This window comes from Paenibacillus sp. FSL H8-0261 (assembly GCF_045040645.1).
Classification (GTDB): domain Bacteria; phylum Bacillota; class Bacilli; order Paenibacillales; family Paenibacillaceae; genus Paenibacillus_AQ.
In genome coordinates this window covers 5,485,451-5,500,812 of the sequence record NZ_CP150297.1, presented here as the reverse complement: position 1 = coordinate 5,500,812, position 15,362 = coordinate 5,485,451, and the positions used below count along the sequence as shown (strand labels likewise).

The following is a 15,362-nucleotide window of genomic DNA, read 5'->3' as shown; positions in this document are numbered from 1 at the left end:
CTACATGAACAGATTGAACATACAAGAGCCGTCACCGACCCCAGCGGGGAGTGCAGCGGTTCCTCTGATTAAATTAGACCGGACTGGGTTTGATTATGTCATTCTTGCAGCAGCTTATCTATTCACACCCATTGGACTCGTTCTTGCATTGTTACGTTTGATGCTAACCCATTATAAAAATCATCGGAGACCCACCAATCTAAATCTGATCATGCATGTATTTATCGGAGGATTTGTTGAACTCTCTATTGCAATGTTTGTGGATACCATGAGTGGAAACACTGGAGCTTCCGAATTATTAACGATCCAGATTTTCCTTGCAGTCATATTTTTGATTCCGGCACTTATTCTTGCGAGTGTGACAGCAAAAGCTAAATATACACTTTCTAAGCTTAACACTTCTTATATAGAACTGATTCAAAATAAAAATATCCGATATGTCGGCAGTATATCTGAACGGATAGGTCAAAGCGAAAGCGATGTACGGAGAGATGTCCAGTATCTAAAGAATAAAGGATTACTGGATATTGATATTGTACTTTCCGAGGGGCGTCAGACGCCAGATCCATCCATGGCAGCACCTAATCTTGTACATCCTGAAAGGACTTCAGGCTTCGGAGCCCAAGCTTCGGGACAGCAGATTCATTCTCAACCGCAGTCCTCACCGCTGCTGCCTAAGTCCATCCGTTGTCCGGGCTGCGGAGCACAGAACACGGTTCAGCCTAGTCAGTCTAAGAGCTGTGAATACTGTGGCACGATGATATCGTACAGTTAATGCCAAGGTTCTCCCTGAGCATTGTAGATATAACTTAACTAGGGGAGATAAAAGATGAGTAAATTGGATATACGAAGGCAGCCACCAACAACAGGCAAACCGATATATAAGCACGAATATGAGCGGACGGCGTTTGATTATACGACTATTGTGTTTGCGTATGTATTTGCTCCGGTTGGCTTTATATTGGCTGCCATTCGGTTATTATCTACACATTCCAAGAGACAGCGCAAAGCAAGCAATATTAACCTGTTTTATCATGCGTGTATGGGTGCCTTTGTAGAATTGGCGATCTATTTCATTATTAGCAAGCTACTCGGTCAAATCGATTATGTCGCACTCTTGATCAGGCTGGTGATTATCTACGCATTGTTTAGGATTCCCGCCATCAAATTGTCGGTTAGGGCCGTAGGATGGAGAGAGGGATTCACCTATCTTTGCAATGACTATATCGCTTTGGTTCTTGTGGACGGCATAAGGCATATCGGCAGCCTATCCGATATTCGCGGATTCAGTGAAGAGAACGTCCGCGAGGTTTTGGAATATTTAAAAGATCAGGGAGTACTTTCTCCAGATATTGTTTATTATGAAGGACGTGTAGACAATCCATTTGTAAAATTGCCGCCGAAGCTTATTTATTCCAAACGGGCACAAGCACTGGTGCGTGCGCCTGAGAATAACCTTCGCTACCGTAACAAGCGAGACCGGACAGTGTTTGATCGAATCATCATGGCGATTGCCTATTTGTTTGCTCCGCTTGGGTTTGTACTTGCGATGCTTCGTTTTGTAAGCACTCATTATAAGAATGAGCGGAAATCATTTAACTACAAATTGCTCTATCATGTATGTATGGGAGCTTTTATGGAACTTGCCGTCCTCTTCGCCGTGGGGACCTACAAAGGGGATTTTAAGTGGTTCACTTTATTGATCATTCTGGTGGTCCTCTACTTGATCTTTATAATTCCGGCGGACAGCTTTGCAGGGAGGGCTACCTTCGCAACAGAAAACTTTGATTTTCTGTGCAAGAAGTATCTCATGCTGATCATAGTGGATGATGTTAGACATATTGGTAATTTAGCTGATATCACGAAACAAAGTGAAGATGATGTACGTAGAGACCTACGGTATTTGGTGAGATGGGGGTTACTTGCTTCTGATCTTGTCTATTATGAAGGACGTGTTAAGCTCTTAGATAAACAACCGCCCAATCTTGTGCATCCTGACCGGGCACAGCCCTCCGCGGCATCAGAGAACCAGCCATCATCTGGGCGGCAGTCATTACCGGAGAGTAGGCCTAATCCACCTGTCCAACTGCCGAAATCCATCGTTTGTCCGAGTTGCGGTGCTAAGAGTAGAGTACTTCCTGGGCAGGATAAGATCTGTGACTATTGTGGGACGACGATTCCATACAGTTAGCGTACATACGATTGCCTGCTGCCCCCGGGAATCCGGGGGTTTTGCTGCACCGTACTCCCTGGCCTCAGAGTATACATATAAAGTTATTGCATTTTATAAGTCTTTTCCGATATAATGTCCACTAAGAAAACACAAAAGTCTTTGAGGTGAGGACGTTCGTGAAAGAACGCTATTATTTGGTCCGTGAGGACATATTACCTGATGCCGTACTTAAGACTATGCAGGTCAAACAATTGCTTGAGGCCGGGGATGCGAAGACCGTACATGAGGGTGTAGAACAGGTAGGATTAAGCCGGAGCGCTTTTTATAAATACAAGGATGGCATTCACCTGATCCATCAGCTCGAACGTGAGCGAATTGTTACGATCTCCATGGATTTGGAACATGAATCGGGGATGCTCTCCAAGGTTCTAGGATCTGTGGCGGGGCATGGGGCTAACGTGCTGACGATTCACCAGAGTATTCCGCTACAAGGACGAGCGAATGTGGTGATTTCCGTGGAAATCTCACATTTGAATGAGGAGCTCGGAGAGATGCTTGATAGTCTGAAGAATATTCCGGGAGTGAAGCGCGCCCTAATCGTTGGACAGGGATAGAGAAATTATATACGTAAAACTTTTAGGAGGATACTGATGAAGCCGGTTAAAGTAGGATTGCTGGGTCTGGGAACAGTTGGTACAGGTGTAGTTCGTATCGTGGAAGGAAATCAGGAGGATTTGAGCAGTCAAGTAGGCTCTCCAATACTCATTGAGCGCATAGCGGTGAATAATTCCAATAAGCTACGTGATATTGAGGTCGACCCTGCCAAAATAACAACAGATCCATGGGATGTTATTCGTGACCCTGAGATCGATGTAATCGTTGAAGTGATGGGTGGTATCGATGGAACAAAGGAATATATTCTTGAAGCTTTGGACCGCGGTAAACATGTCGTAACTGCGAATAAGGACTTGATGGCGCTGCACGGTTCGGAGATTCTGGCTAAGGCGCAAGAGAAGCAATGTGATGTCTTTTATGAGGCTAGTGTTGCAGGTGGTATTCCGATTATTCGGACGCTTATCGAAGGCTTTTCTTCAGATAAGATCATGAAGATTATAGGTATTGTGAATGGAACAACTAATTACATACTAACCAAAATGAGCCAAGAAGGCGCATCCTACAATGATGTGTTAAAAGAAGCGCAGGATTTAGGATATGCAGAGGCTGATCCAACTTCCGATGTTGAAGGTCTGGATGCTGCCCGCAAAATGGCGATTCTCGGGACCCTAGGCTTCCGTACTAACGTGGAGCTACATGACGTCAGTGTGAGCGGGATTTCAGAAGTGAGTAAAGCCGATATTGCCTTTGCAAAGCGTCTCGGATACGAAATCAAGCTGCTAGGTATTGCTGAACGTCAGGATGAGGAATTCAGTATCAGTGTTCAACCGACCTTGATTCGAGCAAGTCACCCACTTGCATCTGTAAATGGTGTCTTCAATGCAGTTTATGTGTATGGTGAGGCAGTAGGAGAGACGATGTTCTATGGTGCGGGCGCGGGTGCAATGCCAACGGCAACTTCGGTAGTAGCTGACTTGGTAGCCATTATTAAGAACCTCAAGCTGGGTGTTAATGGATTGAAGCAAAAAGTACCTTATAAGCAGAAGAAGCTTAAGAGTGATGAGGATATCTTTTATAAAAACTTCCTACTTTTACACGTTGATGATAAAGCAGGCGTATTGGCCAAGATTACTCAGGTGTTTGCCGAGTATGACGTGAGTCTTGATTCGGTAGTTCAGCAGGCCAATCCAAATAATCCTGATGCGGAGATTATTATTGTTACCCATAACGCCAGCAAAGCAAGTATGAATAAAGTGCTGCGCCACTTTAATGAACTGAAAGTCATCCACCGGATCAAGAGTCACTACCGTGTGGAAGGTTAGCACTGTAGATGGACTATACTTTCTATATTTAAACAATGAGTAAGGAGATTGCACCTGTTATGAGTACTTATGGAGTAGCAAGGGTTAAAGTACCTGCTAGTACTGCCAATCTTGGTCCGGGCTTCGATACTCTTGGCATGGCATTGCCGCTGTATGCCTGGATTGAGATGGAGGAAGCAGAGGAGACAGTTTTTCATCTATATGGTGACGAGATGAAGGGAGTGGCTCGGGATAAGAGTAATTTACTCTATAAGGTCGCTCAAATGGTATTTGCAGAGGCTGGCGTTACGGTGCCTGAAATATCTATTTCGATGTACTCTGAGATTCCGCTTACGCGTGGACTCGGCAGCAGTGCCTCGGCCATCATTGGGGGCATGGTCGCAGCTAATACGATGATCGGCTCTCCGCTCGATGATGCGAAGCTGTTTGATATGGCTACCCAGCTTGAGAAGCATCCTGACAATGTAGGAGCTTCCTTATTTGGTGGCATCATTACCGCAGTGTGGGACGGTGATCATGCGGATTACGTTCGCCTTGATCCACCTCAAGACCTTGAGGTTCTCGTGGTTATTCCTGAATTCGAGCTGGAAACCACAAAAGCACGGGGAGTGCTTCCAACAGAAATCTCAGTTAGTGATGCTGTGTACAACATCAGCAGAACCTCTTTAATGACAGCCTCGTTTGCATCAGGTCGGCTTGACCTGATCAGTAGAGCGATGCAGGATCGTCTGCATCAGCCCTATCGTGCAGCACTTATTCCAGGCATGGAGAAGCTGCTCGCGGAAGCACCTAACCATGGTGCTTTAGGAATCGCACTTAGCGGTGCCGGTCCTACCCTACTGTGTTTAGTTGATCGCCATGAGCCTCGTAAGCGAGAGCTTGAGGCTTTCCTGATGAATACGATGCAAGAACACGGCATCTCTGCTCAGACTTGCTGGCTGATGCCTTGTACTTCAGGTGTTACATCAGAGCTTCTTGAAAGAAACGAGATGCAAAACGTATCATTTTTGGATATGATAAAAGGAGAAGTACGGTTATGAAATCAATAGCGGTATTGCCGCAGGGCTCGGTATCTCACGAAGCGCTGCTGCATTTGTTTAACGGCGAGCCTGTAAAAATTGTGCATCACAAGCTAATTTCCGATGTCTTTCTCTCTACGGCTGGTGGCACCACTGATTACAGCGTTATCCCGATTGAGAATACTATTGAAGGCTCAGTTAGTCTACATATTGATTGGCTCATTAATGAGGTCGATCTACCTATGCAGGCTGAATGGATCTTTCCATCGATACAGAATCTCATCGGCCACCCGCTGGAATTCAGAGATACGAACGGCAATAAGGATTTCACTAAAATAAAAAAAATCCTTTCGCATCCTGTTGCAATGGCACAATGCATGCAATTTGTTCGGAAGCATGCACCTTGGGCTGAACTGGAGTCGGTCGGAAGCACCTCTGAAGCTGTTGAAATCGTTAAGAACAATCCTGACAAGGGCTGGGCTGCGATTGGTACTGCTCTTGGCGCAGCAACTCATGGGCTGGAGATTGTTGATCGGAAAGTTACAGATCACAACAACAACTACACGCGATTTGTCCTTGTCGGTCCGCAGAAGGTTGATCTTCCACGGAGCAGCAATGGTGTAAAGACGAGTGTCCTAGTTACGCTGCCGGAGGATTTTCCCGGTGCTTTGCATCAGGTCCTCGCTGCCTTTTCTTGGCGGAAGCTGAATTTATCGCGTATTGAATCACGACCAACGAAAAAGAAGTTGGGTACTTATTATTTTTATATTGATGTGCTGGAACCGATAGAATCAGTCCTGCTACCAGGAGCGATTGAAGAGATTAGCGCTTTAGGCTGTCAGGTTCGGATTCTGGGCTCGTATCCCACATACACCTATGAGGAAGAGAAAGCGGAGGTGCAGTAAATTCATGGCTGAACAATGGATCTATCTGGATGGACAACACGTAACTAAGGAAAATGCAAAGGTATCCGTTTTTGATCACGGTTTTTTGTATGGAGACGGCATATTTGAAGGTATTCGTATCTACAATGGTAATATTTTTAAATGTAAAGAGCATTTGGACAGACTATATGATTCGGCGAAGTCGATCATGTTGGATATTCCGCTCACTTATGACGAGATGCTGGAAGCTATGGCTGAAACGATTCGCCTTAACGACATGCGTAACGGTTATATTCGACTGATCGTATCCCGTGGTCCTGGTAACTTGGGTCTTGATCCACGCCGTTGCCCTAAAGCCAGCGTAATCATTATCGTTGAACAATTAGCTATTTACCCAGAGCAAGCGTACATTAATGGGCTTCGTGCTGTTTCTGTATCCCAACGTCGTAATATTCCGGATGCACTGAATCCGAAGATTAAATCGCTTAACTATCTCAACAATATCCTAGTGAAAATCCAGTCCAATCTGGCAGAAGCCGATGAAGCAATCATGATGAATGCTCAAGGATATGTTACTGAAGGATCTGGAGATAATATTTTCATCATCAAAAATGGTGTGGTCTTTACTCCTCCGTGCTATTTGGGAGCGCTTGAAGGAATCACACGTCTGGCGATCATCGAGTTATGTGAGAAATTGGGTATTAAGCTAAAAGAAGAACCATTCACTATGCATGATGTTTACATAGCGGACGAGGTATTCTTCACAGGTACTGCTGCTGAAGTTATTGCTGCGCGTGAAATTGACGGCCGAATCATTGGTGAAGGACAAGCGGGTCCAATCACTTTGAAATTGCTTGAAGAGTTCCGCAATGTTGTTGACAAAGATGGCTACAAGGTTTGGGAATAACAGTTAATCGTACAATTTTCTCTTTACATGCTAGTCGTGTAATGAGTATTGAATAGGCATTAGATATCCTTTCATGCATATGAAGAAGATGGCCGGAGGTCTCTGGTACATCTTTTCATGTCTCATGAAAGGATTTTTTTTATTTCAGGGATGTCATTCGCCCATGGGCTGCATAAGATGTAGTAACGAAGGAGGCGGCTGTACCGCATATAACTCTGTAAGAGAGCAATGTTCCATCCAAAGGGGGTTTGCTTTCAAAGCCAGTTTTGCTGTGTAGCTGTAAGAAAGCAATACTCCACAAAACTTTTAGGAGGTTAATGCTACGTGAAAATACACATTGTCAAACAAGGCGATAGTCTGTATGCATTATCGCAAAAGTACGGAGTGCCGTTACAAAAAATTATTGAAGCTAATCCACAGATCAGTAATCCGAATGTGCTGGCACTTGGTGAAAAAGTAAAAATACCTACGGCTCCTGTATCCGTACCGGATAACAGTGAAGTTTACTACAAGCATACAGTCAAACAAGGAGATACCTTATGGAAATTATCTAAGGCGTGGGGAATCCCTTTAAAAGATATGGTTGAAGCAAACCCCCAGCTAAAGAATCCGAATGTATTGATGTTAGGGGAAGTAGTCAACATTCCTAAAAAGACATCAAACGCTTCACCCGTACAGCCAGGCTACATGCCTTCTAATGCTTCTGAGAAAACACAAGTTGGCGGGAAGGAATATACGGGTCCAAAAGAACAGCCAGTAGCTGAGGTAGTTCCTGCACCAAAACCGGAAACTAAACCAGAGGTCAAACCAGAAACTAAACCGGAAGCAAAAGCAGAAAATAAACCAGAGGCAAAAGCAGAAAATAAACCAGAGGCAAAAGCAGAAAATAAACCAGAAGCTAAAGCGGAAACTAAACCTGCACCTAAATCATCGCCAAATATCTCGCCTTTGTACAATTCTGCACCACACCCATCGATGAATATGGCCCCTATTAATACTCAAAATGCTGCACCTAATGCTGCGCCGAATATGCAAATGGAAGTTGCTCCTGTGCAAGAAATTGAAATGCAGAGCCTATTTGTTCAGATTACAGTTCCAAATCAAGAGCCTGTAGCTCATCATGAGGCAGCAAAAGCTGAGATAAAGCCAGTGGCTTGCAAAGAGGAAAAGGCAGATGCTTGTGACAACATGGGATATCCAGGCCTAGGAGGAAATCCTTATCTCTATGATTCTTATCAAAATAGCCCAAATATGAACATGAATTGGGCACCAAGTTATGTTCAACCGGCGTCATATGGATCTGAATGCATGTCTCCATACTACTTTTCAGAAAATATGTATTCACCTAACATGAGTCCAGAACAATGGAATCCGAATGCTGCACCTAATGTGAGTCCAGAACAATGGAATCCGAATGCTGCGCCTAATGTGAGCCCAGAACAATGGAATCCGAATGCTTGGCCTAACATGAGTCCAGAACAATGGAATCCGAATGCTGCGTCTAACATGAGTCCAGAACAATGGAATCCGAACGCTTGGCCTAATATGAGTCCGGAACAATGGAATCCGAATGCTGCACCTAACGTGAGTCCAGAACAATGGAATCCAAATGCTGCACCTAACAATATGGAGGCTAATATTTCAGGGATGAACCCGATGTATGGGATGTCACCGAACCTTCCTTGGCCAACTACTTGTGGGTGTGGGGGAATGCATGTTCAACCCTATTCATATGAAATGCCCGTATATAATACCTATCCTGCATATGGAAACCCAAATGCATTCTCTGCTTATGGAGCGGGAACACCTAATCAGGGAATAGTTCCAGCATCTCCTCTTGGAGCTTTTGGCGGGCCGATAATGTCGAGTATTCCGTCTAATCCGCAGTATCCAGGTATTGGTAATTATTCACAGCATAATCGGGTTCCGGAAATCCAAGATCCTGAAACGTTTGTACAGGACACTCCCGAAGTTGCTAGAACAGTGAGTGAGGAATCTACTTCTGGCGCTTCTCTCAAGAGCAAGGGAACTGCAACGAAGGAAACGGCATCAAAAGCAAAGACCTCGAGTCAAAACAGCAGTAAGAAAAACAAAACAGCTGTGAAGTCTCAACGTTCAAATGCTGGTGGTCGTACAGAGAGCTCAAAGAAACGCAGAAATCCGTGGATTTCTAATTAATACAGTTCTGAACTAACATCCAATCTCTATTTAACGTGTAGGTTCTGATTATTAGAATCTGCACGTTTTTTATGAGAAGATGGGAACGAGAAGTAGGACTGAGGCGAAAGTACTTATTTATGTTTTTTGAATTTAGGGGTTGTTTTTAAAGTGGGTTATATGTTACATTATAAATCCAGTCGCAAAGAGGAGATATAAACTTTCGGTTGGTGAATGTTAATCCGGATGAAATTACAAAAGACTTTGAAAAAAAGTGTTGCAATTCATCGGAAAACATGATATATTATAAAAGTTGCTGCTGAGACATTAAACGGCGCCAACGAGAACTTGATCTTTGAAAACTGAACAACGAGTGAGTAGGGAATCACGAAAGTGATATCCAAAATTAGAGAATTAATTTTCTCGTCAGATGTTTCAAAATGAGCATATCGCTCTTTTCAATACTAATTGGAGAGTTTGATCCTGGCTCAGGACGAACGCTGGCGGCGTGCCTAATACATGCAAGTCGAGCGGAGTTGTTTTGAAAGCTTGCTTTCAAAATGACTTAGCGGCGGACGGGTGAGTAACACGTAGGCAACCTGCCCCTTAGACTGGGATAACTACCGGAAACGGTAGCTAATACCGGATAATTTCTTTTTTCTCCTGAAGAAAGAATGAAAGACGGAGCAATCTGTCACTGAGGGATGGGCCTGCGGCGCATTAGCTAGTTGGTGGGGTAACGGCCCACCAAGGCGACGATGCGTAGCCGACCTGAGAGGGTGAACGGCCACACTGGGACTGAGACACGGCCCAGACTCCTACGGGAGGCAGCAGTAGGGAATCTTCCGCAATGGACGAAAGTCTGACGGAGCAACGCCGCGTGAGTGATGAAGGTTTTCGGATCGTAAAGCTCTGTTGCCAGGGAAGAACGTCCGGTAGAGTAACTGCTATCGGAGTGACGGTACCTGAGAAGAAAGCCCCGGCTAACTACGTGCCAGCAGCCGCGGTAATACGTAGGGGGCAAGCGTTGTCCGGAATTATTGGGCGTAAAGCGCGCGCAGGCGGTCATTTAAGTCTGGTGTTTAAACCTTGGGCTCAACCTGAGGTCGCACTGGAAACTGGGTGACTTGAGTACAGAAGAGGAAAGTGGAATTCCACGTGTAGCGGTGAAATGCGTAGATATGTGGAGGAACACCAGTGGCGAAGGCGACTTTCTGGGCTGTAACTGACGCTGAGGCGCGAAAGCGTGGGGAGCAAACAGGATTAGATACCCTGGTAGTCCACGCCGTAAACGATGAGTGCTAGGTGTTAGGGGTTTCGATACCCTTGGTGCCGAAGTTAACACAGTAAGCACTCCGCCTGGGGAGTACGGTCGCAAGACTGAAACTCAAAGGAATTGACGGGGACCCGCACAAGCAGTGGAGTATGTGGTTTAATTCGAAGCAACGCGAAGAACCTTACCAGGTCTTGACATCCCTCTGAATCCACTAGAGATAGTGGCGGCCTTCGGGACAGAGGAGACAGGTGGTGCATGGTTGTCGTCAGCTCGTGTCGTGAGATGTTGGGTTAAGTCCCGCAACGAGCGCAACCCTTAACTTTAGTTGCCAGCAGGTAAGGCTGGGCACTCTAGAGTGACTGCCGGTGACAAACCGGAGGAAGGTGGGGATGACGTCAAATCATCATGCCCCTTATGACCTGGGCTACACACGTACTACAATGGCCGGTACAACGGGAAGCGAAACCGCGAGGTGAAGCCAATCCCATCAAAGCCGGTCTCAGTTCGGATTGCAGGCTGCAACTCGCCTGCATGAAGTCGGAATTGCTAGTAATCGCGGATCAGCATGCCGCGGTGAATACGTTCCCGGGTCTTGTACACACCGCCCGTCACACCACGAGAGTTTACAACACCCGAAGTCGGTGGGGTAACCCGCAAGGGAGCCAGCCGCCGAAGGTGGGGTAGATGATTGGGGTGAAGTCGTAACAAGGTAGCCGTATCGGAAGGTGCGGCTGGATCACCTCCTTTCTATGGAGAATCGTCTTCTGCAATGAAGACATTCAAATCGGAAGTTAAACTTCCAAAATCTCAGGTTTAGGCCTGTTACTCACTCGTTGCTCAGTTTTGAGAGTTTAAGCTCTCAAGTAAGACTTGATCCTTGAAAACTGGATACCGAAACGAATTTGCGTTTTAGAACATCTTTTAGCAACTTGTGCAAACAAGTAAATGTTATTAGTGAGATTTTTCTTAGGGAAAATCAAGGTTAAGCTAATAAGAGCACACGGAGGATGCCTAGGCGCCAGGAGCCGACGAAGGACGTGGCGAACAACGAAACTGCCTCGGGGAGCTGTAAGCAAGCTTTGATCCGGGGGTGTCCGAATGGGGAAACCCAGCTGTGGTAATTCGCAGTTACTCATCTCTGAACACATAGGAGATGTAGAGGCAGACCAGGGGAACTGAAACATCTAAGTACCCTGAGGAAGAGAAAACAATAGTGATTCCGTCAGTAGCGGCGAGCGAACGCGGAACAGCCTAAACCTAAGAGCTTGCTCTTAGGGGTTGTGGGACGTCTCACATGGAGTTACAAAGGAATATGGTAGGCGAAGAGGTCTGGAAAGGCCCGCGATAGAGGTAAAAGCCCTGTAGCCTAAACTGTGTTCTCTCCGAGACGGATCCCGAGTAGTGCGGGGCACGTGAAACCCCGTATGAATCCAGCAGGACCATCTGCTAAGGCTAAATACTACCTGGCGACCGATAGTGAAACAGTACCGTGAGGGAAAGGTGAAAAGCACCCCGGAAGGGGAGTGAAATAGAACCTGAAACCGTGTGCTTACAAAAAGTCAGAGCCCTATTAATGGGTGATGGCGTGCCTTTTGTAGAATGAACCGGCGAGTTACGTTTAACATGCAAGGTTAAGTCGAGAAGACGGAGCCGCAGCGAAAGCGAGTCTGAATAGGGCGATTTAGTATGTGGACGTAGACCCGAAACCGTGTGATCTACCCCTGTCCAGGGTGAAGGTGCGGTAACACGCACTGGAGGCCCGAACCCACGCATGTTGAAAAATGCGGGGATGAGGTGGGGGTAGCGGAGAAATTCCAATCGAACTCGGAGATAGCTGGTTCTCCCCGAAATAGCTTTAGGGCTAGCCTCGGTATAAGAGTAGTGGAGGTAGAGCACTGATTGGGTGCGGGGTCCGCAAGGATTACCAAGCTCAGTCAAACTCCGAATGCCATATACTTATTGCCGGGAGTCAGACAGTGAGTGCTAAGATCCATTGTCAAAAGGGAAACAGCCCAGACCATCAGCTAAGGTCCCCAAGTGTGTGTTAAGTGGGAAAGGATGTGGAGTTGCACAGACAACCAGGATGTTGGCTTAGAAGCAGCCACCATTGAAAGAGTGCGTAATAGCTCACTGGTCGAGTGACTCTGCGCCGAAAATGTAACGGGGCTAAACACACCACCGAAGCTATGGCTAGATACGTATGTATCTGGGGTAGGGGAGCGTTGTATGTGGGTTGAAGGTGTACCGTAAGGAGCGCTGGACAGCATACAAGTGAGAATGCCGGTATGAGTAACGAAAAGATCAGTGAGAATCTGATCCGCCGAAAGCCCAAGGTTTCCTGAGGAAGGCTCGTCCGCTCAGGGTAAGTCGGGACCTAAGGCGAGGCCGAAAGGCGTAGTCGAAGGACAACAGTTTGAAATTACTGTACCACCGTAATCCGCTATGAGCGATGGGGTGACGCAGGAGGGTAGTGACGCGGACTGATGGATATGTCCGTCTAAGCAGTGAGGCTGATGTGTAGGCAAATCCGCACATCATTAAGGCTGGGCTGTGATGGGGAGCGAAAATTATAGTAGCGAAGGTCATGATCTCACACTGCCAAGAAAAGCCTCTAGCCAGGAGAAGGTGCCCGTACCGCAAACCGACACAGGTAGGCGAGAAGAGAATTCTAAGGCGCGCGGAAGAACTCTCGTTAAGGAACTCGGCAAAATGACCCCGTAACTTCGGGAGAAGGGGTGCCCCGGTAGTGTGAATAGCACGAGGGGGCCGCAGTGAAAAGGCCCAAGCGACTGTTTAGCAAAAACACAGGTCTGTGCGAAGCCGCAAGGCGAAGTATACGGGCTGACGCCTGCCCGGTGCTGGAAGGTTAAGGGGAGTGGTTAGGGGTAACCCGAAGCTATGAACCGAAGCCCCAGTAAACGGCGGCCGTAACTATAACGGTCCTAAGGTAGCGAAATTCCTTGTCAGGTAAATTCTGACCCGCACGAATGGCGTAACGACTTGGGCGCTGTCTCAACGAGAGATCCGGTGAAATTTTAATACCTGTGAAGATGCAGGTTACCCGCGACAAGACGGAAAGACCCCATGGAGCTTTACTGCAGCTTGATATTGAATTTGGGTACGATCTGTACAGGATAGGTGGGAGCCGTAGAAATCGGAGCGCAAGCTTCGGTGGAGGCGCCGTTGGGATACCACCCTGATCGTATCTAGGTTCTAACCTAGTACCCTTACCGGGTACGGGGACCGTGTCAGGCGGGCAGTTTGACTGGGGCGGTCGCCTCCTAAAGAGTAACGGAGGCGTTCCAAGGTTCCCTCAGAATGGTTGGAAATCATTCGAAGAGTGCAAAGGCATAAGGGAGCTTGACTGCGAGACCTACAAGTCGAGCAGGGACGAAAGTCGGACTTAGTGATCCGGTGGTACCGCATGGAAGGGCCATCGCTCAACGGATAAAAGCTACCCTGGGGATAACAGGCTTATCTCCCCCAAGAGTCCACATCGACGGGGAGGTTTGGCACCTCGATGTCGGCTCATCGCATCCTGGGGCTGAAGTAGGTCCCAAGGGTTGGGCTGTTCGCCCATTAAAGCGGTACGCGAGCTGGGTTCAGAACGTCGTGAGACAGTTCGGTCCCTATCTGTCGTGGGCGCAGGAAATTTGAGAGGAGCTGTCCTTAGTACGAGAGGACCGGGATGGACGTACCGCTGGTGCACCAGTTGTTTCGCCAGAAGCATGGCTGGGTAGCTACGTACGGACGGGATAAGCGCTGAAAGCATCTAAGCGTGAAGCCCCCCTCAAGATGAGATTTCCCAATTAGTAAGACCCCTTGAAGACGACGAGGTAGATAGGTTGGAGGTGGAAGTGCAGTAATGCATGGAGCTGACCAATACTAATCGGTCGAGGGCTTATCCTATACTTAAGACGCAAATTCAATTCGGATTCAGTTTTCAGGCATCAAGTTCTAAACCATATGGTCCTAGTGGCTGTATGTTGATGAATTTTGTTTTCAGCATTTGGCGATGCTGAGACCTGAATAATGCATTTGTACCGCAAATGCCCGTTTGGTGGCGATAGCGGAGGGGTTCCACGCGTACCCATCCCGAACACGACCGTTAAGCCCTCCAGCGCCGATGGTACTTGGACCGAAGGGTCCTGGGAGAGTAGGACGTTGCCAAGCACGAAAGACCACTGTTGAGTAATCGACAGTGGTCTTTTTGTTGTGCCTTGTAGAGTGAATTTGCTTGTAAGGGTTTTTATGATAAAGTGGTTTAATAGAGTAACTAATAGATTATTCATGGGGGATAAAGATCTTGATTATATGGATCAATGGAGCTTTTGGTGCGGGGAAGACAGAAACTGCATATGAATTACATCGCAGACTTCCTGATTCTTTTGTATACGATCCAGAGAATGTAGGGTATTACATAAGAGCAAACATTCCCGATGTGATGACAAAAAGTGACTTTCAGGACTATTATCTTTGGCGTGAAATTAACCATTCTATGTTAAAATACATAGCTAGCGAATATAGGGGAACGATTATCGTACCTATGACCATAGTCAACCCAGAATATTGGATGGACATTGCTGGTAATCTAATAAATGAGGGATTAGAGGTTCATCATTTTACTTTGTGTGCCTCACGAGAGACGCTGCTCAAGAGATTGGGTGGTAGAGGTGAAGGGAATGACTCGTGGGCCGTTCAACAGATCGACAGATGCCTCACAGGGCTTAATAAGGACGTATTCAAAGACCATTTAGACACAAATAACCTGACTACTCTAGGAGTCGTAAAGATGATAGCTAGTAAGCTTGATATCACTTTAACGCCTATTATAGAAGAAAATTGAAAATATATTAATTCAGGTATTGCTATACTTCGAAATACATGATATAATCTTTTTTGTTGTCAAAACATTTTGTTTTCAATACGGCCCGTTGGTCAAGGGGTTAAGACACCTCCCTTTCACGGAGGTAACATGGGTTCGAATCCCATACGGGTCACCAATTTCT

The 15,362-nt window shown here is 46.5% G+C and carries 9 protein-coding genes, 1 tRNA gene and 3 rRNA genes; all 13 read left to right on the top strand.

Annotation, left to right across the window (positions count from 1 at the left end; translation table 11 throughout):
• The first annotated feature begins 4 nt into the window (after positions 1–4).
• The 13 genes from MHI27_RS24525 to MHI27_RS24465 all read left to right on the top strand — a co-directional run bounded on the left by MHI27_RS24525 (position 5) and on the right by MHI27_RS24465 (position 15,356).
• On the top strand, positions 5–775 hold the full coding sequence (locus tag MHI27_RS24525) for a hypothetical protein (protein WP_405174878.1): 771 nt from the start codon (positions 5–7) through the stop codon (positions 773–775).
• A 54-nt stretch (positions 776–829) separates the two neighbouring features.
• Positions 830–2,191 carry a hypothetical protein gene (locus MHI27_RS24520; protein ID WP_405174877.1) on the top strand — a complete coding sequence of 454 codons (1,362 nt, stop codon included), beginning with the start codon at positions 830–832 and terminating at the stop codon, positions 2,189–2,191.
• 158 nt (positions 2,192–2,349) lie between these two features.
• On the top strand, positions 2,350–2,787 hold the full coding sequence (locus MHI27_RS24515) for an ACT domain-containing protein (RefSeq protein WP_042130552.1): 438 nt from the start codon (positions 2,350–2,352) through the stop codon (positions 2,785–2,787).
• A 36-nt stretch (positions 2,788–2,823) separates the two neighbouring features.
• Entirely contained in the window at positions 2,824–4,110 is a 1,287-nt protein-coding gene (locus tag MHI27_RS24510) for a homoserine dehydrogenase (protein ID WP_042191151.1), read from the top strand.
• A 59-nt stretch (positions 4,111–4,169) separates the two neighbouring features.
• Positions 4,170–5,150, top strand: a complete 981-nt coding sequence (gene thrB, locus MHI27_RS24505) for a homoserine kinase (RefSeq protein ID WP_405174876.1) — start codon at positions 4,170–4,172, stop codon at positions 5,148–5,150.
• Positions 5,147–6,034, top strand: coding sequence for a prephenate dehydratase (gene pheA, locus MHI27_RS24500; RefSeq protein WP_042191147.1), 888 nt, complete (start codon positions 5,147–5,149; stop codon positions 6,032–6,034). Before thrB ends, pheA begins: the two co-directional genes overlap by 4 nt.
• 4 nt (positions 6,035–6,038) lie before the next feature.
• Positions 6,039–6,920: a branched-chain-amino-acid transaminase gene (gene ilvE / locus MHI27_RS24495; protein WP_042191145.1), complete on the top strand. Its 882-nt coding sequence runs from the start codon at positions 6,039–6,041 to the stop codon at positions 6,918–6,920.
• 324 nt (positions 6,921–7,244) lie between these two features.
• Positions 7,245–9,098, top strand: a complete 1,854-nt coding sequence (locus MHI27_RS24490) for a LysM peptidoglycan-binding domain-containing protein (RefSeq protein WP_405174875.1) — start codon at positions 7,245–7,247, stop codon at positions 9,096–9,098.
• A 444-nt stretch (positions 9,099–9,542) separates the two neighbouring features.
• Positions 9,543–11,100 (top strand): 16S ribosomal RNA (locus MHI27_RS24485).
• Between the two features lie 233 nt (positions 11,101–11,333).
• Positions 11,334–14,262 (top strand): 23S ribosomal RNA (locus MHI27_RS24480).
• Positions 14,263–14,409: 147 nt separating this feature from the next.
• Positions 14,410–14,526: ribosomal RNA gene (rrf, locus tag MHI27_RS24475) — 5S ribosomal RNA — on the top strand.
• The 16S, 23S and 5S rRNA genes sit together here, the layout of an rRNA operon.
• Before the next feature lie 133 nt (positions 14,527–14,659).
• Positions 14,660–15,199 carry an AAA family ATPase gene (locus MHI27_RS24470; protein ID WP_405174874.1) on the top strand — a complete coding sequence of 180 codons (540 nt, stop codon included), beginning with the start codon at positions 14,660–14,662 and terminating at the stop codon, positions 15,197–15,199.
• 82 nt (positions 15,200–15,281) lie between these two features.
• Positions 15,282–15,356, top strand: a tRNA-Glu gene (locus tag MHI27_RS24465).
• Positions 15,357–15,362 lie beyond the last annotated feature (6 nt).

What these genes read in the sequence shown, in the direction of transcription:
- MHI27_RS24525 (WP_405174878.1), top strand. Translation starts at nt 5, where the DNA reads ATGAACAGATTGAACATACAAGAGCCGTCACCGACCCCAGCGGGGAGT.
- thrB (WP_405174876.1), top strand. Translation starts at nt 4,170, where the DNA reads ATGAGTACTTATGGAGTAGCAAGGGTTAAAGTACCTGCTAGTACTGCC.
- pheA (WP_042191147.1), top strand. Translation starts at nt 5,147, where the DNA reads ATGAAATCAATAGCGGTATTGCCGCAGGGCTCGGTATCTCACGAAGCG.
- MHI27_RS24510 (WP_042191151.1), top strand. Translation starts at nt 2,824, where the DNA reads ATGAAGCCGGTTAAAGTAGGATTGCTGGGTCTGGGAACAGTTGGTACA.
- MHI27_RS24520 (WP_405174877.1), top strand. Translation starts at nt 830, where the DNA reads ATGAGTAAATTGGATATACGAAGGCAGCCACCAACAACAGGCAAACCG.
- ilvE (WP_042191145.1), top strand. Translation starts at nt 6,039, where the DNA reads ATGGCTGAACAATGGATCTATCTGGATGGACAACACGTAACTAAGGAA.